15 protein-coding genes are annotated in these 19132 nt (G+C 72.2%); 5 read left to right on the forward strand and 10 right to left on the reverse strand.

The genetic code is table 11. From position 1 onward, the window contains the following. Positions 1-19: 19 nt before the first annotated feature. The 5 genes from G3I77_RS00185 to G3I77_RS00205 all read right to left on the reverse strand — a co-directional run bounded on the left by G3I77_RS00185 (position 20) and on the right by G3I77_RS00205 (position 6932). Positions 20-1063 carry an ABC transporter substrate-binding protein gene (locus G3I77_RS00185; RefSeq protein WP_248500349.1) on the reverse strand — a complete coding sequence of 348 codons (1044 nt, stop codon included), beginning with the start codon at positions 1061-1063 and terminating at the stop codon, positions 20-22. A 208-nt stretch (positions 1064-1271) separates the two neighbouring features. Beyond that, the gene (locus G3I77_RS00190; RefSeq protein WP_248500350.1) at positions 1272-2432 is read right to left on the reverse strand and encodes an acyl-CoA dehydrogenase family protein; all 1161 of its coding nucleotides are present in this window, start codon (positions 2430-2432) and stop codon (positions 1272-1274) included. Positions 2433-2437: 5 nt separating this feature from the next. Further along, on the reverse strand, positions 2438-3388 hold the full coding sequence (locus tag G3I77_RS00195; RefSeq protein WP_248500351.1) for a hydroxymethylglutaryl-CoA lyase: 951 nt from the start codon (positions 3386-3388) through the stop codon (positions 2438-2440). Then, positions 3385-5301 carry a biotin carboxylase N-terminal domain-containing protein gene (locus G3I77_RS00200; RefSeq protein WP_248500352.1) on the reverse strand — a complete coding sequence of 639 codons (1917 nt, stop codon included), beginning with the start codon at positions 5299-5301 and terminating at the stop codon, positions 3385-3387. Before G3I77_RS00200 ends, G3I77_RS00195 begins: the two co-directional genes overlap by 4 nt. Positions 5302-5315: 14 nt before the next feature. Beyond that, positions 5316-6932 (reverse strand): carboxyl transferase domain-containing protein, encoded by a 1617-nt coding sequence (locus G3I77_RS00205; protein WP_248500353.1) that lies wholly within the window; start codon positions 6930-6932, stop codon positions 5316-5318. 87 nt (positions 6933-7019) lie between these two features. Between G3I77_RS00205 and G3I77_RS00210 the strand changes: the two genes are divergently transcribed. From G3I77_RS00210 to tesB, 3 genes are all read left to right on the forward strand, one after another. Beyond that, complete coding sequence (locus tag G3I77_RS00210) at positions 7020-7613, forward strand: TetR/AcrR family transcriptional regulator (protein ID WP_248500354.1); 594 nt, start codon at positions 7020-7022, stop codon at positions 7611-7613. A 137-nt stretch (positions 7614-7750) separates the two neighbouring features. Continuing rightward, positions 7751-8908: an acyl-CoA dehydrogenase family protein gene (locus tag G3I77_RS00215; protein ID WP_248500355.1), complete on the forward strand. Its 1158-nt coding sequence runs from the start codon at positions 7751-7753 to the stop codon at positions 8906-8908. A 45-nt stretch (positions 8909-8953) separates the two neighbouring features. Then, positions 8954-9835 (forward strand): acyl-CoA thioesterase II, encoded by an 882-nt coding sequence (tesB, locus tag G3I77_RS00220; protein WP_248500356.1) that lies wholly within the window; start codon positions 8954-8956, stop codon positions 9833-9835. Here the strand turns inward: tesB and G3I77_RS00225 are convergent. Both G3I77_RS00225 and G3I77_RS00230 read right to left on the reverse strand, forming a co-directional pair. Further along, entirely contained in the window at positions 9825-10616 is a 792-nt protein-coding gene (locus tag G3I77_RS00225; RefSeq protein WP_248500357.1) for a phosphatase, read from the reverse strand. The two genes, tesB and G3I77_RS00225, sit on opposite strands and share 11 nt — an antisense overlap. A gap of 93 nt (positions 10617-10709) precedes the next feature. After that, on the reverse strand, positions 10710-12374 hold the full coding sequence (locus G3I77_RS00230; protein ID WP_248500358.1) for a PucR family transcriptional regulator: 1665 nt from the start codon (positions 12372-12374) through the stop codon (positions 10710-10712). Between the two features lie 245 nt (positions 12375-12619). Between G3I77_RS00230 and speB the strand changes: the two genes are divergently transcribed. Together speB and G3I77_RS00240 are read left to right on the forward strand one after the other, a co-directional pair. After that, positions 12620-13588 carry an agmatinase gene (gene speB, locus G3I77_RS00235; RefSeq protein ID WP_193458894.1) on the forward strand — a complete coding sequence of 323 codons (969 nt, stop codon included), beginning with the start codon at positions 12620-12622 and terminating at the stop codon, positions 13586-13588. Continuing rightward, positions 13585-15270, forward strand: a complete 1686-nt coding sequence (locus G3I77_RS00240) for a thiamine pyrophosphate-binding protein (protein ID WP_248500359.1) — start codon at positions 13585-13587, stop codon at positions 15268-15270. Before speB ends, G3I77_RS00240 begins: the two co-directional genes overlap by 4 nt. A 16-nt stretch (positions 15271-15286) precedes the next feature. Here the strand turns inward: G3I77_RS00240 and G3I77_RS00245 are convergent, their stop codons facing one another. From G3I77_RS00245 to G3I77_RS00255, 3 genes are all read right to left on the reverse strand, one after another. Beyond that, the gene (locus tag G3I77_RS00245) at positions 15287-15889 is read right to left on the reverse strand and encodes a hypothetical protein (protein ID WP_248500360.1); all 603 of its coding nucleotides are present in this window, start codon (positions 15887-15889) and stop codon (positions 15287-15289) included. 177 nt (positions 15890-16066) lie between these two features. Beyond that, on the reverse strand, positions 16067-16669 hold the full coding sequence (locus tag G3I77_RS00250) for a hypothetical protein (RefSeq protein WP_248500361.1): 603 nt from the start codon (positions 16667-16669) through the stop codon (positions 16067-16069). A gap of 130 nt (positions 16670-16799) precedes the next feature. Beyond that, complete coding sequence (locus G3I77_RS00255) at positions 16800-19016, reverse strand: glycosyltransferase family 39 protein (protein WP_248500362.1); 2217 nt, start codon at positions 19014-19016, stop codon at positions 16800-16802. Positions 19017-19132 lie beyond the last annotated feature (116 nt).

Here is a 19132-nt window from a genome sequence, read left to right on the forward strand (position 1 = left end):
GTCAGGAAGGGAGGGGGTGTCAGGCGACCTTCTCGGCCGACTCGATGGCCTTCGCGAGGTTCTCCACCAGAGGCGTGCACTTGTCGTACGACAGGATCGGCTCGGGCGAACGCGAGATGACCTGACCGGCCTTGACGGCGGGCAGCTTCTTCCAGGTCGCCTCGTTGATGTCGGCCGGCTGGATGGTCGAGGCGCGGTCGTCCATCATGATGACGTCCGCCGGGTACTTGTCGACGTTCTCCCAGCTGAGGTTCTCGAACCAGCCGCCGTTGGCCTCCATGGCCTTCTTCGGCGGCTCGACGAGGTTCACGCCGAGGGCCTTGAAGTACTCCAGGTCGATGGAGAAGTTGGAGCCGGAGACGTAGAAGATCGCGTCCGAGGCGGAGCCGGCCAGCACCTTGATCTCGGGGCGGGACTTGGCGGCCTTGCGCAGCCGCTCGGAGGCGGCCTCGAAGCGCTTCTTCGCCTCGACGGCCTTCGCGGCCTTCAGGTCGGCACCGAGCGACTCGGCGAGCTCGGCCATGCGCTGCAGCGGCTTCGGCATCTGCCGGTCGAAGACCGAGACGGCCACGCTCGGGGCGAGCTTGGCGATCTTGTCCTTGGAGGCCTCCGGGACGTACCAGAGGGTGCCGGCGGCGTCGAAGGTCGTGGTGATGAGCACCTCGGGCTGGAAGGCCGCGTACTGCTCGACGTTGAACTGGTCGAACCTGTTGCCGAAGACGGTCAGCTTGCTGACGTCCAGGTCGCCGGCCTGGACGTCGGCCTTGCCGTCCTTGGTCTTGGTCGGGCCGAAGACGCCCTTGACGTCGATGCCGTAGTCGTACAGAGCGGCGGCGACGCCGGTGAAGGCGACGATCTTCGTGGGGACGTGGTCCAGGCTCACGGTCTTGCCGCGGTCGTCCTTGAAGGACCAGGGGCCGGACTTGGCGGCACCCTTCGAGTCCGAGCCGTCGTCCTTGGAGTCTTCACTGCCACACGCGGTCACGAGGGCGCCGAGCCCGAGTGCACCACCGGCGGCGAGCAGGCCGCGGCGGGAGAAACGGGCGGTGCTGGCGTTCGACATGACGGGGTCTGCTTTCGTGCGTACGGAGCCACTGCGGGCACGGCCGACAGCCGCTTGGCTGGAATGAGACTTAGGTTAGCCTAACCTCAAGATGTGTCCAGGGGGGCCCTGGGGGGTGTGCCCGGGGGTGGGAGCGCGAATGCGGACGGGCGCGGTGATCCGAGTCACCGCGCCCGTATGGCCGGGGGCTACGGCCCCGGTCCGTCGCTCAGCCGACCAACCCCAACTCCCTTGCGATCAGCATCCGCTGAACCTCGCTCGTGCCCTCGCCGATTTCGAGGATCTTGGAGTCGCGCCACATGCGGGCGACCGGGTACTCGTTCATGAAGCCGTAGCCGCCGTGGATCTGGGTGGCCTCGCGGGCGTTGTCGACCGCCACCGTGGAGGAGTAGAGCTTGGCCAGGGCCGCTTCCTTCTTGAAGGGGTCGCCCGCGACCAGGCGGGCCGCCGCGTCGCGCCAGGCGAGGCGGGACGTGTGGGCCTTCATCTCCATGTCGGCGATCTTGAACTGGATGGCCTGGTTCGCGGCGATCGGCTTGCCGAAGGCGTGGCGTTCCCGGGCGTACTTGACCGACTCGTCGACGCAGCCCTGCGCCAGGCCCGTCCCCAGGGCCGCGATCGCGATGCGGCCCTCGTCGAGGATGCGGAGGAACTGGGCGTAGCCGCGCCCCTCCTCGCCCAGGAGGTTCGCCGCCGGGACGCGGACGTCGGTGAAGGACAACTCGCGGGTGTCCGACGCGTTCCAGCCGACCTTCGAGTACGGGGCCGCGACCGCGAAGCCGGGGGTGCCGGACGGGACGATGATCGAGGAGATGTGCGGCTTGCCCTCCGGGGTGCGGCCGGTGACCGCCGTGACCGTCACCAACCCGGTGATGTCCGTGCCCGAGTTGGTGATGAAGCACTTCGTGCCGTTGATGACCCACTCGTTCGTCGAGGAGTCCAGACGCGCCGTCGTACGGGTCGCGCCCGCGTCGCTGCCGCCGTCCGGCTCCGTCAGGCCGAACGCGCCCAGGAGTTCGCCCGAGCAGAGGCGGGGGAGCCACTCCCGCTTCTGGGCCTCGGTGCCGTAGCGGAAGATCGGCATCGCGCCGAGCGAGACGCCGGCTTCGAGCGTGATGGCTACCGAGGAATCGACCCTCGCCAGTTCCTCCAGGGCCACGCCGAGGGCCAGGTAGTCGCCGCCCATGCCGCCGTACTCCTCGGGGAACGGCAGGCCGAACAGGCCCATGCGGCCCATCTCCCGGACGATCTCGTACGGGAACTCGTGCCGCTCGTAGAAGTCGCCGATCTTCGGCGCCACCACCTCGTGCGCGAACTCCTCGACCGTACGGCGGAGTTCCTCCAGTTCGGGGGAGAGACGGTAGTCCATGGTGATCACTGCTCCTCGGTGTCCTCGTGGGACAGAGCTCGGACGGTGCGGGACGGGCTGGGTCGGCCCAGGTGGGCGGCCATCCACGTGCTCGTGGCGACGAGGCGGCCGAGGTCGATTCCGGTGTCGATGCCGAGGCCCCGCAGCATCCACACGAGGTCTTCGGTGGCCAGGTTGCCGGTCGCCGACTTCGCGTACGGGCAGCCGCCCAGGCCGCCCGCCGAGGCGTCGACCGTGGTGACGCCCTGCTGGAGCGCCGCGAGCGTGTTGGCGAGGGCCTGGCCGTAGGTGTCGTGGAAGTGGACGCCGAGGGCGGTGGGCGGGACGCCCGCCTCGTCCAGGGCGGCGAGGAGCGCGACGACATGGCCGGGGGTCGCCACGCCGATCGTGTCGCCCAGGCTCAGTTCGTCGCAGCCCATGTCCAGCAGGGCCCGGCAGACCTTCACCACCTGGGGGATCGGGACCGCGCCCTCCCACGGGTCGCCGAAGCACATGGAGAGATAGCCGCGGACGTGGACGTCTTCGGTCTTCGCCCGTGTCACCACCGGCTCGAACATCGCCAGTGCCTCGTCCACCGTGCGGTTGAGGTTGGCCTTGGCGAAGGACTCCGTGGCGCTGGCGAAGACCGCAACCCGACGGGCGCCCAGCGCCAGGGCGCGGTCCAGGCCGCGTTCGTTCGGGACCAGGACGGGGAGGGCCGCCGGGAGATCGCCGACCATCGGGAACAGCGCTTCCGCGTCCGCCAGTTGGGGAACCCACTTCGGGTGGACGAAGCTCGTCGCCTCGATCGTGGTCAGGCCCGCGTCGGCCAGCCGGCGGATGAACGCCGCCTTGACCTCCGTGGGGACCGTCGCCTTCTCGTTCTGCAGGCCGTCGCGCGCGCCGACCTCGTGGATGCGGACGCGGGTGGGCAGTTCCCTGCTCGGGACGACCATCGGGAGCCCCGGGACTGTCATTCCGCCACCTCCTCGTGCGGTGCGATGACCGCCAGCACCTGGTCCATGGCGACCGTGGAGCCGGGCGCCACGTCCAGCTCGGTGACCTTGCCGGCGTGCGGCGCGGAGATGACGTGCTCCATCTTCATCGCCTCCACCACCAGCAGGCTCTGACCGGCGCTCACCTCGTCGCCGACGGTGACCTTGACGACCGTCACCGTGCCGGGCATCGGCGCGGTGAGGGAATCGACGCCCGCCTGCGCCGCCCCGGTCAGGGACGCGGCCACCGGGTCGTGGTCGCGCACGTGCCAGGCGTCGCCGTCGCGGCCGAGCCAGTCGGCGGCGCGGTGGAAGGTGTGGCGGACGCCGTCCAGCGTCACCGCGACCCGGTCGCCGGTGACCGTGGCCGTGCCGCGCGGGGTGTACTCCAGGGCCTCCTGCACCCGTAGGTGGAAGGCGGCCGGCTTCGGTTCGCCGCCCAGGCGCCAGCCGCTCGGCACCGAGAAGGGGTCCGTCCAGCCGCCCGGTTCCGGCTTCAGGGCTTCCAGGCGTACGGCCGCCGCCGCCTCGTACACCTCCTCGGGTACGTCCGTGGGGACCAGTCCCTCGGCCTCCCGCTCGACCAGGCCCGTGTCCATGTCGCCGGAGACCACGGCAGGGTGGGCGAGCAGCCGGCGCAGGAACCCGGCGTTCGTGTGCACGCCGAGCGTGACCGTCTCCGCCAGGGCGGCACGGAGTTTGCGCAGGGCGGTCGCGCGGTCGGGGCCGTAGGCGATGACCTTGGAGAGCATCGGGTCGTAGAGGCTGCCGACCTCCGTGCCCTCGGTGAGGCCCGAGTCGGTGCGGATACCGTCGCCCTGCGGCTCGCGCAGTCGCAGGACCGTGCCCCCGGAGGGGAGGAAGCCGCGGGCCGGGTCCTCGGCGCAGATGCGGGCCTCCACCGCGTGACCGGTCAGCCGTACGTCCTCCTGGGCGAAGGCCAGGGGCTCCCCGGCCGCCACCCGCAGCTGCCACTCCACCAGGTCCAGCCCGGTGATCAGCTCGGTGACCGGGTGCTCCACCTGGAGGCGGGTGTTCATCTCCATGAAGTAGTACGACGACGGGTCGTTGCCGGGGACGATGAACTCCACCGTGCCCGCGCCCCGGTAGCCGCAGGAACGGGCCGCCTGGACCGCCGCCTCGCCCATCGCGGACCGGGTCTCCTCGTCGAGGAGGACGCTCGGCGCCTCCTCGATGATCTTCTGGTGGCGGCGTTGGAGGGAGCACTCGCGCTCCCCGAGGTGGACCACGTTCCCATGGCCGTCGGCCAGGACCTGGATCTCGATGTGACGGGGGCGGTCGATCCAGCGCTCCACGAGGAGCGTGTCGTCGCCGAAGGAGGCCCGGGCCTCACGGCGGGCCGAGGCGATCTCGTCCTCCAGCCGGGTCAGGTCCCGCACCAGGCGCATGCCCTTGCCGCCGCCGCCCGCGCTGGGTTTCAGCAGCACCGGCGCGCCCAGCTCGCGGGCCGCCTCGGCCAGATCCGGGTCGCGCCCGCCGGGCACGACCGGTACCCCGGCCCCCTGGACTGTCTCCTTGGCGCGGATCTTGTCGCCCATCAGCGCGATCGCGTCCGCCGGAGGGCCGATGAAGACCAGGCCCGCCTCGGCGCAGGCGCGCGCGAAGGCGGCGTTCTCCGCGAGGAAGCCGTAGCCGGGGTGGACGGCCTGCGCGCCCGTACGGGACGCCGCCTCCAGCAGTCGCTCCGCCGACAGGTAGCTCATCGACGCGGGAGCCGGGCCGATCCGGACCGCCGTGTCCGCCTCGCGGACATGCCGGGCGTCGGCGTCCGCGTCGGAGAAGACGGCCACCGAGCGCACGCCCATCGACCGCAGCGTACGGATCACCCGTACGGCGATCTCGCCGCGGTTGGCCACCAGCACTGTCTCGAACATCGTCGTCCGTCCCCTCACATCCGGAAGACGCCGAACTGGGGGTCACCCAGGGGCGCGTTGGCGCACGCGGTCAGGGCCAGGCCCAGGACCTGACGGGTGTCCAGCGGGTCGATCACACCGTCGTCCCAGAGGCGGGCCGACGCGTAGTAGGCGTTGCCCTGGCGCTCGTACTGGGCGCGGATCGGGGCCTTGAAGGCGTCCTCGTCCTCCGCGGGCCAGGACTCGCCGCGGCCCTCCAGCTGGTCCCGCTTGACGGTCGCGAGGACCGAGGCGGCCTGCTCGCCGCCCATGACCGAGATCTTGGCGTTCGGCCACATCCACAGGAAGCGGGGGGAGTACGCCCTGCCGCACATGGAGTAGTTGCCCGCGCCGTACGAGCCGCCGACCACGACCGTCAGCTTCGGCACGCGGGTGCAGGCCACCGCCGTGACCATCTTGGCGCCGTGCTTGGCGATGCCGCCCGCCTCGTAGTCCTTGCCGACCATGAAGCCCGAGATGTTCTGCAGGAACACCAGCGGGATGCCGCGCTGGTCGCACAGCTCGATGAAGTGGGCGCCCTTCTGCGCGGACTCGGAGAACAGGATGCCGTTGTTGGCGACGATGCCCACCGGGTGGCCGTGGATCCGGGCGAAGCCCGTGACCAGGGTCTGGCCGAACTCGGACTTGAACTCGGCGAAGCGGGAGCCGTCGACGACCCGGGCGATGATCTCGCGTACGTCGTAGGGGGTGCGGGAGTCGACCGGGACCGCGCCGTAGAGGCTGTGCGGGTCGACCTTGGGTTCGGTCGCCTCGGTGACCTCCCAGGGGAGCGTCCCGCGCGCGGGGAGGGTGGAGACGATGGTGCGGACGATGCGCAGGGCGTGGGCGTCGTTCTCCGCGAGGTGGTCCGTGACGCCCGAGACGCGGGAGTGGACCTCGCCGCCGCCCAGTTCCTCCGCCGTGACGACCTCGCCGGTGGCCGCCTTCACCAGGGGCGGGCCGCCCAGGAAGATCGTGCCCTGGTTGCGGACGATCACCGCCTCGTCGCTCATCGCCGGGACGTACGCCCCGCCGGCCGTGCACGAGCCGAGGACGGCGGCGATCTGGGGGATGCCGGCTCCGGACATGCGGGCCTGGTTGTAGAAGATGCGGCCGAAGTGGTCGCGGTCCGGGAAGACCTCGTCCTGCATGGGGAGGAAGGCGCCGCCGGAGTCCACCAGGTAGACACAGGGGAGGCGGTTGTCGAGGGCGACCTCCTGGGCGCGGAGGTGCTTCTTGACCGTCATCGGGTAGTAGGTGCCGCCCTTGACCGTGGCGTCGTTGGCGATGACCACCGTCTCGCGGCCGCTGACCCGGCCGATGCCGGCGATGACGCCGGCGGCCGGGGCCTGGCCCTCGTACATCCCGTCGGCCGCGAGCGGGGCCAGCTCCAGGAACGGCGAGCCCGGGTCGAGGAGGGTGTCCACGCGGTCGCGGGGGAGCAGCTTGCCGCGCGCGGTGTGGCGGGCGCGGGCCTTGTCGCCGCCGCCCTGCGCGGCCGCGGCGAGCTTGCTGCGCAGCTCCTCGACGAGGGTGTGGTGCGCCTCCTCGTTGGCCCGAAAGGCCTCCGACGCGGGGTCTGCCGCGCTCGTGAGCTCCGGTGCCTCGTGCATCCTGCGGGTCCCCTCACCTTGTTAATGAGCGTTAACGCATTTCCTTCAGGTTAACGACCGCTAACCTCCCTGTCTAGAATTGTTTTCATGGCCACCAGAACCGACGCCCCCACCCGCCGTGAGCAGATCCTCAAGGAAGCCGCGCGGCTGTTCGCCGAGCGGGGCTTCCACGGGGTCGGAGTCGACGAGATAGGTGCCGCGGTCGGGATCAGCGGGCCCGGGCTGTACCGGCACTTCGCGGGCAAGGACGCGATGCTCGCGGAGCTGCTGGTGGGGATCAGCGGGCAGTTGCTGACCGGGGCGAAGCGGAGGCTGGCGGAGGCGGACGGGGGTGGCGCGGAGGCGGTCCTCGACTCGCTGATCGAGGGACATATCGACTTCGCGCTCGACGACCGGCCTCTGATCACCCTGCACGACCGGGAGCTGGACCGCCTCCGGGACACCGACCGGAAGATGGTGCGGCAGTTGCAGCGGCAGTACGTGGAGTTGTGGGTCGGGGTGGTGCGGGAGGTGTACCCGGAGCTCGGGGAGCCCGCGGCGCGGTCGGCCGTGCACTCGGTGTTCGGGCTGCTGAACTCGACGCCGCATCTGGGGAGGGCGGGGTCGCTGCCCGGCCGGGGGGCCATGGCGGAGCTGCTGCACCGGATGGCCAGGGGGGCGTTTGCGGCGGCGGAAGGCTGACGCGCGGGGTCCCCGCGCCCGCCGGGCGTGACCGGCGTGACGAGCGTTACCCCGCCCCCACCCTGGACGCGTCTCGATACTCGCCGGTATCTTGACTGAGCAAGCGCTTAGACATGCGAAGTCGTGGAGGTGGCGGCGTGCGCCGTACGGTGTTCAACGAGGATCACGAGGCGTTCCGGGAGACCATCCGCGCCTTCATCGAGGCCGAGGTCGTACCCGTGTACGACGAGTGGTTCGCGGCCGGCCAGGCGCCCCGCGACTTCTACTACAAGCTCGGTGAGCTGGGCATCTTCGGCATCAACGTCCCCGAGGAGTTCGGCGGCGCGGGCCTGGAGAGCCACAAGTTCGAGGCCGTGCTGTACGAGGAGACCGCTCGTGCCGGCGTCCAGTTCGGCGGCTCCGGCGTGCACGTGCTGCTCGCCCTGCCCTACATCAAGATGCTCGCCACCGACGAGCAGAAGAAGCGGTTCCTGCCCAAGTTCGTCTCCGGCGAGGAGATGTGGGCCATCGCGATGACGGAGCCGGGCACCGGTTCCGACCTCGCGGGCATGAAGTCCACCGCCAAGCTCTCCGAGGACGGCACGCACTACGTCCTCAACGGCGCCAAGACCTTCATCACCGGCGGCGTGCACGCCGACCGCGTGATCGTCTGCGCCCGCACCGCCGCCCCGACCGCCGAGGACCGCCGCCACGGCATCTCCCTCTTCGCCGTGGACACCAAGTCCGAGGGCTACTCCGTCGGCCGCAAGCTCGACAAGCTCGGCCTGAAGACCTCCGACACCGCCGAGCTGGCGTTCGTCGACGTCAAGGTGCCCGTCGAGGACCTCCTCGGCGAGGAGAACAAGGGCTTCTCCTACCTGGGCCACAACCTGGCCTCCGAGCGCTGGGGCATCGCCTTCGGCGCCTACGCCCAGGCCAAGGCCGCGGTCCGGTTCGCCAAGCAGTACGTGCAGGAGCGCACCGTCTTCGGCAAGCCCGTCGCGCACTTCCAGAACACCAAGTTTGAGCTGGCCGCCTGCCAGGCCGAGGTGGACGCCGCCGAGGCCGTCGCCGACCGCGCGACCGAGGCCCTGGACGCCGGTGAGCTCACCCCCGCCGAGGCCGCCTCCGCGAAGCTGTTCTGCACCGAGGTCGCCCACCGCGTCATCGACCGCTGCCTCCAGCTGCACGGCGGCTACGGCTACATGAACGAGTACCCGATCGCCCGCCTGTACGCGGACAACCGCGTCAACCGCATCTACGGCGGCACCAGCGAGATCATGAAGTCGATCATCGCGAAGGACATGGGGCTGTAAGGCCCCCGACACCGGCACGCGATCACTGGCCGGTACAACTACCCCATGAGTCAGGCACTACAGGACCTCCTCGATCTGCTCGACCTCGAACAGATCGAGGAGGACATCTTCCGCGGCCGGTCCCGGTCCGCCGTCGTCCCCCGGGTCTTCGGCGGCCAGGTCGCGGCCCAGGCGCTCGTCGCCGCCGGGCGCACGGTCCCCGAGGACCGGCCCGCGCACTCGCTGCACGCGTACTTCCTGCGCCCCGGCGACCCCGGCGCGCCCATCGTCTACACCGTCGACCGGATCCGCGACGGCCGCTCCTTCACCACCCGCCGGGTGGTCGCCGTCCAGCACGGCAAGCCGATCTTCCATCTCTCGGCGTCCTTCCAGACGTACGAGGACGGACTGGATCACCAGGAACCGATGCCCGCCTCGCCCGACCCCGAGAGCCTCCCCACCGGTGCGGAGCGGCTGCGCGGGTACGCGCATCTCGACCCGGCCGTGGTGGAGAAGTTCATCGAGGCCCGCGCCGCCGTCGATCTGCGGTACGTCGACGAGCCGCCGTACGGCACGTTCGGCGAGCCGCGCGAGCCGCACTCGCAGGTGTGGTTCCGGACCAACGGCAAGCTCGCTGACGACCCGCTGCTGCACGTCGTCCTCGCCACCTACGTCTCCGACATGACGCTGCTCGACTCCGTGCTGCTCGCGCACGGGCGCGGCGGCTGGGCCGTCGGGGACGTCGTAGGGGCCTCGCTCGACCACGCGATGTGGTTCCACCGGCCGTTCCGCGCCGACGAGTGGCTGCTGTACGACCAGGAGTCCCCGTCCGCGTACGGCGGCCGGGGACTGGGGCAGGCCCGGATCTACACGCAGGACGGGCGGCTGGCCATCACCGTGATCCAGGAGGGCGTGGTCCGCGTCCCGCGCGAGCCGGTCACTGGCTGAGGCCCGCCTCCGCCAGCAGGTACGCCGTCATCGGGTCGTAGTGGCGGGGGCTGACCACGTGGTCGTCGAGGGGCACCGTCACCTGCACGGTGCCCTCGGCCTCGGCGATGAAGAGGGCCGGGTCGTTGCAGTCGGCGTAGCCGACGGAGTCGACGCCGTGCTGCCCCGCGTAGCCCGCCCAGCCGTGGTCGGCGACGACCAGGTCGGGCAGCGGGCGGCCCTCGCGCTCCAGGGTCTTCAGGATGGCCTTCATGGGTTCGCCCGAGTGGGTGTGCCACAGGGTGGCGCCGTGCTCCAGCACCGCCACGTCCGCGAACTGCATGACGTAGCCCTCCTCCGTCGTCAGCCCGTCCGGGATGACGACGATCTCGCAGCCGGCCGCGCGCAGCGCCGCCGCGGTCGCGCGGTGCACGTCGAGGAGGCCGCCCGGGTGGCCGGTGGCGAAGAGGACGCGCTGCTGCCCGTCCGCCGCCTTGCGCAGCCGCCCGGCCATCCGCTCCAGGCCGTCGACGGTCAGCTCCGGGTCGATGGTGTCCTGGCCGTACCGGTATTCGGGGTCGTCGTTCACGCCGACCCGTTCCGCCATCACCGCGAGGACGTCCTGCTCGTCGCTCCAGCGGTCGCCGAGTTCCAGCCCGAGCCAGTAGTGACGGTCGCTGTTCGCCAGCTTGCGGTAGTGGGAGAGGTTGTTCTCGCGGGGGGTGGCGACGTCGCCCGCGATGCGCGTCCTGACGAGGTGCTCGACGAGTTCGGCGCGGCTGGGTGTCCCGGATATCGGCATGGCATCCATTGTGAGGCAGCCGACTGTGGGCGTCCCTGGCGTATCGAACGCTGGGATGTGCGTCACGTACTCAGAGCTGCACCGCTCACGTACTCAGATGTGCCGCAGCGCGAACCACAGCTCCATCCGTACGTCCGGGTCGTCCAGGTCCGTCTCCAGCAGCGTCGCGCAGCGGGCGATGCGCTGCCGCACGGTGTTGCGGTGCACGGACAGGGCGACGGCCGTGCGGTCCCAACTGCCGTGCAGGGAGAGCCAGGTGCGCAGGGTCTCGGTGAGGGACGGGTGGTCCGTGACGGGGGCGAGGAGCGTGCGGGCGTGGGCCGTCGCCTCGCCGGGCGGGACCAGGCCGGCGAGGGCGGGGCGTGCGCTGTGCCTCAGCAGCGGGGCGCGGGTGGCGCGGGCCCGGGCCAGGGCGCGGGCGGCCTGGGTGTCGGCGGCGGGCCAGTCGTGCGGGGCGACGGCGGCGCTGACGCCCAGGGTCCAGCCGGGCAGCGGGACGGCCGGTGCCCGGTCGGCCGGGACGAGGACGCGTACGGTCTCGCCGGCCGGGTCGACCAGGGCGGAACCGAGCGCGGCGCCCAGCGCGGAGGCCGCGACGGGGCCGGGGGCGCCCTCCGTCTCGGGCCGCGCGTGCACGACGGCCCACGGCCCGTCGCCGAGCAGCGGCGCGACCTCCTCGGGCGCGGCGCCCAGCAGCAGCCGGACCAGGGCGGAGGAACGGGCCGCGCCGGTGCCGCTCTGCTGCTCGCCGGTGAGCAGGGAGAGCAGTACGGAGGCGACGCTGGCGACGGTGTGGTCCCCGGGCGTCCGCTGCGGCGTGGCGACCCCGAGCACGAACCCGTGCCCGGCGCCCAGGCCGTAGGCGGCGAGGTGGAGGCCGGCGCTGGTGTCGGTGGCGGAGGTGGGGGCGGGGCGGCCGGGGTCGGCGGGTGAGGCCTGGGCGGAGGGATCGGGTGGGGCGTCCGGCCGCTGGGCGGCGTGGGAGCGGACCGCCCCGTCCTCGGCCGCCCGCCCCCCGGCCGCGCCGGTTCGCGGCGCGGGGTCGGCTTGCGGGGGCGCGCCCGTACGTGAGGCGGTGGCGCTCTGCTGCTCGGCACCCGCCCCCGCCCCCGGACGTTCCGGCCGTACCACCCCCGCCAACCGCGCCAGCGCCCCCCGCGGCCCCTCCCCGGGCTCCCGCCCCGCCGTCGCGATCTCCGAGCCCTCCGGTCCGTACAGCACCGCCCACCCGCCCAGCCGCTGGGCGAGCCGGCGAAGCACGGAGGGGACCGGGTCGGGCCGGGACGCGGCGGAGGCGAGGCTCTGCTGGGCCTCCGTCACGCGGCGGAGTTCGGAGAGGCGGGCCTGGGCCATCAGCTGCCAGACCGCGCGGGCCACGCCCGAGAACGTGGTCCGGGGCGGCACCTCCAGCAGCGGCAGCCCGTGCCGGTCGCAGGCGGCGGCCAGCGCCTCCGGCACCGTGTCGTGCACGGGCGCCACTCCGAAGCCGAGGGCCGCGCCGCCCGCCGCCACGATCCGGGACACGTAGGCGTCGAAGTAGTCCGGGCCCGCCGCCTGCGGGACGTGCACGCCCGCCGTGAGCAGCAGCTCCCCGCCCAGCAGATACGGGTACGGGTCGGCCATCTCGGAGGTGTGCACCCAGTGGACGACGACGCCGGGGGCGGACGGCCCCGCGAGCTGCCGCAGGGCCAGGTCCTCCCGGGCCAGCAGGGCGGGCAGCCCTACCGGCGGAGTGGGCGGGACCGCCGGGTCGGGCATGGTGTGCGTTCCCTCCATTCGGGGCCGGCTCGAATGGATGAAACGTACACTTCGCAGTCGCTTTGCGGCCACCTAAGGTCAGTCCTCGTCACCCGTCGGCGACACCGATCGATGAGGGCCCCAGGGCCGTCGACCACGGCCCGACGATCCCCCGAACGCGCGTCCGAACCGGTCCCGGCTCCCCAGTAGAGTCGTAGAGCAAGCAGTACATACGCGATGAAGCGTAGGAAAGAAGGCATTTCTTCATGAGCAGCAACGAGACTCCGCGCGGGCCCGTCGACTCCTCCCGCGTTCCGCGGTACGCGGGACCGGCGACCTTCGCCCGGCTGCCCCGGCTGGACGAGGTCGGCCGGGCCGATGTCGCGGTGGTGGGCGTGCCGTTCGACTCGGGCGTCTCGTACCGGCCGGGCGCCCGCTTCGGCGGCAACGCGATCCGTGAGGCGTCCCGGCTGCTGCGCCCGTACAACCCGGCGCAGGACGCCTCGCCCTTCGCTCTCGCCCAGGTCGCGGACGGCGGCGACATCGCCGTGAACCCGTTCAACATCAACGAGGCCGTGGAGACCGTCGAGGCCGCCGCGGACGACCTGCTCGGCACGGGCGCCCGCCTGATGACCCTCGGCGGCGACCACACCATCGCGCTGCCCCTGCTGCGGTCGGTCGCGAAGAAGCACGGCCCGGTGGCCCTGCTGCACTTCGACGCCCACCTCGACACCTGGGACACCTACTTCGGCGCCGAGTACACGCACGGCACGCCGTTCCGCCGCGCGGTCGAGGAGGGCATCCTCGACACCTCCGCCCTGTCCCACGTCGGCACCCGCGGCCCGCTCTACGGCAAGCAGGACCTGACCGACGACGAGAAGATGGGCTTCGGCATCGTCACCTCGGCCGACGTCTACCGGCGCGGTGCCGACGAGGTAGCCGACCAGCTCCGCCAGCGCATCGGCGACCGGCCGCTGTACATCTCCATCGACATCGACTGCCTCGACCCGGCCCACGCCCCCGGCACCGGCACCCCCGAGGCCGGCGGCATGACCTCCCGCGAACTGCTGGAGATCCTGCGCGGCCTGGCATCCTGCAACCTGGTGTCGGCCGATGTCGTCGAGGTGGCCCCCGCGTACGACCACGCGGAGATCACGTCGGTGGCGGCCTCCCACACCGCGTACGAACTGACCACGATCATGTCCCGCCAGATTGCCGAGGCCCGCGCGAAGTGACTCACGACCACGACCTGGTGCTCCGTCCGACGCCCGCCCAGACGGAGGCCGCCCTGAACCCGCCTGACGGCCGCAGCGGCGGAGACCTGGTCGTGGAGACGCTGGCCGGGCTGGGCGCGACGACCGTCTTCGGTCTGCCCGGCCAGCACGCGCTCGGCATGTTCGACGCGCTGCGCCGCTCGGACCTGCGGTACATCGGCCTGCGGGTGGAGAACAACGCCGGGTTCGCGGCGGACGCCTACGGCCGGATCACCGGTGAGGCCGCTCCGCTGCTGCTGTCGACGGGGCCGGGCGCCCTGACCTCGCTGGCCGCGCTCCATGAGGCGGCGGCGGCCTCCGCGCCCGTGCTCGCGATCAGCAGTCAGGTCCCGACCGCGGGCCTCGGCGGCGGCCGGCACGGCTACCTCCATGAACTCCCGGACCAGGCCGCCTCGTTCCGGGGCGTGGTCAAGTCCGTCCACACCGTCCGCACCCAGTCACAGATCCCCTCCGCCATCGAGGCGGCCTGGAAATCGGCGCTGACCGCCCCGCACGGTCCGGTGTGGGTGGAGATCCCGCAGGACGTGCTGCTCGCCGGGACGTCGATCCCGGTGGTGACGGGCGGCGACGCCTTCCCCGAGGAGCTGCCGCCGCGCCCCGAGCTGACCGCCGTGGCCGCCGATCTGCTGGCGAAGGCGGCCCGCCCGGCGATCATCGCGGGCGGGGGAGTGGTCCGGGCGGACGCCTCCGGCAAGCTGAAGCAGCTGGCGGTCAGGCTCCAGGCACCGGTCGTCACCACGCCCGGCGGCAAGGGCGCGTTCCCCTGGACGCACCCGCTGTCGCTCCAGTCGTGGATCGAGGACCGGCACACCACCGACTTCCTGGAGGACGCCGACGTCCTCCTGGTCGTCGGCTCGGGCCTCGGCGAACTGTCCTCCAACTACCACACGTTCAAGCCCCGCGGCCGGGTCGTCCAGATCGAGGCCGACCTCGGCAAGCTGGAGTCCAACCACCCGGCGCTGGGCATCCACGCGGACGCCCGCCTCGCGTTGCAGGCCCTGCTGGAGACGGTGCCGGCCCGCGAGGACGCGACGGCCGCGGACCGGGTCCGGGACCTGCTCGCGAAGGTCGCCGACCGCATCGCCGCGCAGGAACTCACCCTGGAACAGGACGTGCTGGCGTCCGTCCGCAGGGCGCTCCCGGCCGGCTCCCCGTCCTTCTGGGACATGACGATCCTGGCCTACTGGGCCTGGTCGGCCTTCGACGCCAAGGGCCCCAACCACATGCACTCCGCCCAGGGCGCCGGCGGCCTCGGCTACGCCTTCCCCGCGGCACTCGGCGCGGCGGCGGCCGACCCGACGCAGCCGGTCCTCGCCGTCTCCGGCGACGGCGGGGCCCTGTACTCCATCGCCGAGCTGGCGACGGCCCGCCAGTACGGCCTGAACGTCACCTGGCTGATCGTGGACGACGGCGGCTACGGCATCCTGCGCGAGTACATGACCGACACGTTCGGCGAGGCGACCGGGACGGAACTGACCCGGCCCGACTACGTGGCCCTGGCGGAGTCCTTCGGCGTCCCCGGGGTCCGGACGACCCCGGAGAACCTGGAGCGGGACCTCGCGAAGGCGCTTCAGGCGCCCGGGCCCTCGGTGGTCCTGCTCCCGGCCGTGCTGCGGATGTTCGCGCCGACGCACCTGGGGTGAGCGCCGGCCGGACCGGTCAGAGACCGTCGCGGACCATCGCGGCGACTATGCGGACGTGGCGGTCGGCCGCCGTGCCCGACCACTCGTTGTCGTAGTTCAGGCCGTAGGGCCAGAAGTGACCGCCGCCGGTGGAGATCTTGGCGCCGGAGCCGTCGTACTGCCTGACGAGGGCGGTGGCTTGCGCGCCGGTCCAGGTGCCGCTGCCGCCGAGGCGGGACCAGCCCCCGCTCAGTCCCACGCCGATGGTGTGGGAGATCTCGTGCAGGGCCGTCCGCTCGTTCATGTAGCTGCGGTTGCTGCCGAAGCGGATGGTGCCGTTGATGTTGCCGTCGGCGGTGGGGACGCCCGGCTCGTAGCGGACGGTGAGGGTCTTGCCCAGGTCGCTGAGGTTGTTGTAGCGGGCCACCGCCGCGTTCATGGCCCGGGTGATGAGGTCGTAGGCCGAGCGCTGGTCCGCGGTGGGGTTGCTCGCGCGGACGAGGGACCAGGTGATGGTGGCCGCCGCGGCGCGTTCCCGGGCGGGGGCGGGCGGGGCCTGGGGGGTGGCGGCCTGGGCGACGCCGGGGCCGGCCAGCAGCGCGGCGGTCAGGGCGGCCACGAGTGCCTTGCGTGGGTTCATGTGCGGATCCTCCGGTGGGGGTGGCCGTCACGAAATTTGCGAAACTTCGTACGACGTTCGGGATCTCGGACAATCGGCACCGCCGTCCGCACAACGTCCTTGAACGACACGGCAGTTGGCGCGCTGTCGACGCAAGTATCCCGGCGGGAAAGGCGGCGTCAAGAGTTCCGGCAGGTGTCAGTGGAACCAGAAGAGCAGCGTGTCCGGATTCCTCCCGAGCTCGCGGGCGCTCGCCCACTCCTCCGCCTCGAACCGCATGACCTCGGTGAACCGGCGGGCCGGGCCGCGGAATTCGGGATCCAGACGGTCGAGTGCGGCCTCGTAGGCATCGGCCAGGGCGGCGGCCCGGTGGGCCGGCAGGGTGCCGATCGCGGGCACCGCGTCGCCGGGGTGGGGCAGCCGCAGCGGCGGGCCGCTGAACAGGAACGTGCCCGGGAGCAGGTCGGACGGTACGCCGTGCCGGGCCAGTTCGTCGTCCATGGCGTGGAACCACGTCGGCCGGCGCCAGGCGCCGAGGTCCGTGGGGTCCGAGAAGTGCGCCGCGACGGCCTGGTAGAAGGCGTAGCTGTACGAGGGGCAGAGGTCGGTGCTCGGGGCGCCGTCGATCAGCTCGTCCAAGGCCTGGCTGATGGAGACGTCGAGGTCGATGCCCTGCTCCTGGAAGCGGGCGTCGGTCCGCTCGCACTCCGTGCGCACCCGGGTGAGCGTGCGCTCCTGCTGCTCGGTCCGCTCCACCGCCGTGAGCAGCCGCACCACCGTTCTCATGTCGCCGGTGCTCATCTCGAGGCAGTAGCCCACCGCTGCGTTTCCCTTCACCCGTTCGCCGGACACCGGTCTCCATGATCGGGGACGCGGGAACGGCCCCGGACCGAGGGGTCGGGGCCGTTCGCCGGTGCGCGGTCGGGTCGGGTCAGCTGACGTCGGAGGCGTCCAGTCGGTAGACGGCCGACTGACCGGACTGCGTCGAGGAGCCGGAGCCGGAGGCGGAGTCCGCACTCGTACTGTTGCTGTAGTCGCTCTCCTTCACCGCCGTGCCCTGCTTCTGCACCCACGCCGTGACCTCGGAGCTGACGGTGGAGCCGCCGCCGGGGCCGCCGCCCATGCCGCCGCCGAGCTGGACGTAGTGCAGTTCGCCGTTCTTCACCAGCTCCTTGAGCCTGTCGAGCGTCATCGCCTTGTCGCTGCCGGACCAGCCCCACATGGAGATGACGGGCTCCCCGCTGCTCAGGATGAGCTGGGCGGCACCCTGCGAACTCGACACCGCCAGCAGCCACTTGGCGCCGTCCTGGTGCTTCTTCAGGTACGCGATCAGCTCGCTGCTCGCGCCGCCCATGCCGCCACCGCCCTGCATGCCGCCGGGCTGGCTGCCCGTACCACCGGACCGGTCGGTGCCGGAGCCGTCCTGGGAGGACGTGCCGCTGCCGTTCGGGGGCGTGCCCCCAGGGGTGCCCGTCCCTTCGGGAGCCTGCCCGCTCTGCCCGCCGGAGGGCGTCCCGCCGCCGGGGATGCCGCCCCCCGCCTGGGCGTTGCCGCCCTGCACGCCTCCCTCACCGGGACCACCCGAGCCCCCGCCCGGGAACCCCCGGCCACCACCGCCTCCGCCGCCGGGCCCGCCGAAGCCGCTGCCGGTGGTCGGCCCTGCCGTCGGGTTCGTCCCGCCCATGCCGCCACTCGCTGCCGACGACGGAACCGACCAGGCGTACGCCGCCGGACCCGCCACCGCCGCGACGACCGCGGCCGCCACCGACACCGCCAGCAGCCGCAGCCGCAGCCCCGAGGTGCCGGAACGGAAGACGAACAGGCCCACCACGGCCAGTGCCATGACGACCAGGACGGCAGGCCACAGCCAGGTGTTCCAGCCCGACGCCCGCCGCAGCAGCACCGCGGCCCAGACCGCCGTGACGCCCAGCGCCAGCGGCAGCACCCACACCCACCGCCGGTCCGCGCGGAAGGCCCGCAGCAGCAGTACCCCGCCGCCTCCGCACAGCGCCGCGATGCCCGGGGCGAGCGCGGTCGTGTAGTACGGGTGCATGGTGCCCTCGGCCAGGGCGAAGGTCAGGTAGTGCAGCACGGTCCAGCCGCCCCACAGCACGAGCGCGGCCCGGGTGAGGTCCGTGCGCGCGGCACGGCCGCACAGCACCAGGCCGCCGACGAGCGCGATGCCCGCGAAGGGGAGCAGCCAGGAGATCTGGCCGCCGAGGGTGTCGTTGAACATCCGGCCGAGGCCCGCGGTGCCGGAGAAGCCGCCGCCTCCGCCCCCGCCGCCACCGCCGTTGCCCTCGCCGCCGAGGATCCGGCCGAGGCCGTTGTAGCCCATGATCAGGTTCCAGGCGGTGCCGTCCGTCGACCCGCCGATGTACGGCCGCTCCGAGGCCGGGACCAGCGACACGGCCGCGGCCCACCAGAAGCTGGAGACGGCCAGTGCCACTCCGGCGAGGACCGGATGGACGATCCGCTTCACCACCGCCGGCTTCGCCGCGTACAGATAGACCACGAACACGGCCGGCAGCGCGATGTAGCCCTGCAGCATCTTGGTGTTGAAGGCGAGTCCGAAGCAGGCCGCCGAGCCGAGCAGCGGCAGCAGGCGGCCGTTGCGCGTCGCGCGCAGGGCGAGTGCCGCGCCGGCCACCATCAGGAACACCAGCAGGGTGTCGGGGTTGTTGTCCCGGTTGATGGCGACCGTGATCGGGGTGAGGGCCAGGACGAGGGCCGCCACGGCCGCCGCCGCGTGCCCGAACACCCGCTTCACGGAGGAGTGCAGGATCCAGATCGTGGCCAGCGCCGCCGCGATCATCGGCGCCATCATCTGCCAGGTGCCGTAGCCGAAGACCCGGCAGGACAGGCCCATGACCATCAGCGCGAGCGGCGGCTTGTCGACGGTGAGGAAGTTCCCGGCGTCCAACGAGCCGAAGAACCAGGCCTTCCAGCTCTCGGTGCCGCTCAGCACGGCAGCGCTGTAGAAGCTGTTGAGGCCGGAGCCGGACAGGTTCCAGGAGTAGAGCACCGCCGCCAGGGCGAGGGTCGCGAGCAGCGCGGGCAGGGACCAACGCGGCGCGGTGGCGGCGTCCTGCGGCGGGGCCGGAGGCGGCTCGGCGGCGCGGAGCTGGGTTTCGGTGGCAGATGTCACCCGAGCATGGTGGACAGCCCCGGTTGGAGGCCGCTGTGCCGAAGCTGGCCGCCGCCTGTGAAAGCGGGCGGCCCCCGATAACGACTCGTACAAGCCTTCACCACTCGTGCAACCTT

This window comes from Streptomyces sp. D2-8, assembly GCF_023184515.1.
GTDB lineage: Bacteria > Actinomycetota > Actinomycetes > Streptomycetales > Streptomycetaceae > Streptomyces.